This is a genomic window from Streptomyces sp. NPDC111516 (assembly GCF_055635345.1).
Map to the genome: position 1 here is coordinate 1 of NZ_JBVKBV010000069.1, position 2,434 is coordinate 2,434.

General features: G+C 73.0%; 1 pseudogene. It reads left to right on the plus strand.

Going from position 1 to position 2,434, the window contains the following annotated elements:
• Nucleotides 1-12: 12 nt before the first annotated feature.
• A pseudogene (locus ACZ7L9_RS38020) lies at nt 13-2,434 on the plus strand (type I polyketide synthase); the annotation flags it as partial.

Sequence of the window (2,434 nt, forward strand, 5' to 3'; positions counted from 1 at the left end):
GTGCAGACCCTGGAAGCCGAAGGTGCTTCGGTTTTCGTGGAGTTGGGTCCTGACGGGGTGCTGTCGGCGATGGTGCGGGAGTGCCTGGCCGAGGAGAGCGCGGCTGTCGTTGTTCCGGCTCTCCGCCGCGACCACCCAGAACCGCACAGCCTGCTCACCGCCATGGCGACCCTCTACGCGCACGGCGTACTCGAACGTCTCCCGCTCGGCGCCGCGGAAGACCCGGCCGGCCGTGCGATCGATCGGATCGAGCTGCCGACGTACGCCTTCCAGCGGCAGCGCCACTGGCTGGACGGCCTCCCTGTCACGGCCGGCGCCCCCCGTACCTCCGAAGCGGCTGCCCAGAGCACCGAGGGCACCGAGAGCATCGCGGACGCAGGTGCGCCGGACGCGGTGGCCGAGCTGCGGGCCCGGCTTGCCTCCCTGGCCCCCGAGGAACGCGTACGGGAGCTGACCGGGCTGGTGCGCTCGGGCGCGGCCTCGCTGCTCGGTCATCCGGATGCCCGCCGGATCGACCCCGCGCGCAGTTTCAAGGCCCTGGGATTCGACTCGCTCACCGCAGTGGAGTTCCGCGACGAGCTCGGCGCGCGGACCGGCGTACGGCTGCCCGCGACCCTCCTGTTCGACCATCCCACGCCCGCCGCCGTCGGCCGCCACCTCGACGCCGAGATGTTCGGCACGTCGGCCGTCGACGCGGACCCGCGGTCGGCCGCCCCTGCCGCCTCTGCCGAGAACGACGAGCCGATCGCGATCATCGGCATGGGCTGCCGACTGCCCGGCGGCGTCGGCTCTCCCGAAGACCTGTGGCAGCTGGTCATGGACGGCGGCGACGCCGTGTCCGGTTTCCCCACCGACCGGGGCTGGGACCTCGACGCCCTCTACGACGAGGACCCCGACCGCCCCGGCACCACCTATACCCGTTCCGGCGGCTTCCTCCACGACGCCACCCGCTTCGACGCCTCGGCGTTCGGTATCTCGCCGCGCGAGGCCGCCGCGATGGAACCGCAGCAGCGGCTGCTCCTCGAAGTCTCCTGGGAGGCACTGGAGCGTGCCGGGCTCGACGTCGCGCGTCTGCGCGGCAGCAGGACCGGAGTGTTCGTCGGCGCGACCGCGCAGGAGTACGGTGCCCGTCTCCACGAGGCGTCCGACGGCGCCGAGGGCTACACCCTGACCGGCGGAACGCCCAGTGTGGCCTCGGGACGCATCTCGTACACGTACGGCTTCGAAGGTCCCGCGCTCACCGTTGACACCGCCTGCTCCTCGTCGCTGGTGGCGCTGCATCTGGCGGTCGGCTCGCTGCGGCAGGGCGAGTGCGATCTCGCGGTGGCGGGCGGTGCGGCCGTGATGTCCAGCCCGGGCATGTTCGTGGAGTTCAGCCGGCAGCGCGGGCTCTCCTCCGACGGCCGCTGCAAGGCGTTCGCCGCCGCCGCGGACGGTACGGGCTGGGCCGAGGGCGTCGGTCTTCTCGCCCTGGAGCGGCTCTCCGACGCCCGGCGCAACGGGCATCGGGTCCTGGCGGTGATCCAGGGCTCCGCCGTCAACCAGGACGGCGCCAGCAACGGCCTGACCGCGCCGAACGGCCCGTCCCAGCAGCGTGTCATCCGCCAGGCGCTGAGCGACGCGGGACTGACCGCGGCGGACGTGGACATGGTCGAGGCGCACGGCACCGGCACGAAGCTGGGCGACCCGATCGAGGCGCAGGCCCTCCTCGCCACGTACGGACAGGACCGGCCGGGGGACCGTCCGCTCTGGCTGGGATCGCTCAAGTCGAACATCGGCCACGCCCAGGCGGCGGCCGGTGTGGCCGGTGTGATCAAGACCGTACTGGCCATCCAGAACGCCGTTCTCCCGAAGACCCTGCACGTCGACGAGCCCACTCCGCACGTCGATTGGACGGCTGGCGCGGTGGCACTGCTCACCGAGGCCACGCCGTGGCCCGAGACCGGCGGCCCGCGCCGGGCCGGTGTGTCGTCCTTCGGCGTGAGCGGCACCAACGCGCACCTCATTCTGGAGCAGGCGCCGTCGACCCGGGCCGAGGAACCGGGGGACGAGGCGGGGCCCGCACCGGAACCCGAGGCCCTGCCCTGGCCCGTCTCCGCGCACACCCCGGGGGCCTTGCGCGCCCAGGCCGCGCGGCTGCACGCGCACGTCCAGGCGGCACCGGGCGCCGGACTCGCCGAATTGGGGCTGTCCCTGGCCACCACCCGTACGGCGATGGAGCACCGCGCCGTGATCGTGGCCACCGACCGTCCCGGTTTCCTCGACGCGCTGGACGCGCTGTCCGAGGGCCGTACCGACGCGAGGATCGTCCGGAGCGCCGCGTCCACCGGCCGCAGGGTCGTCTTCGTCTTTCCGGGGCAGGGTTCGCAGTGGGTGGGGATGGCTGCGGGGCTTTTGGAGGAGTCGGAGGTTTTCGCGGCTCGGATCGGGGAGT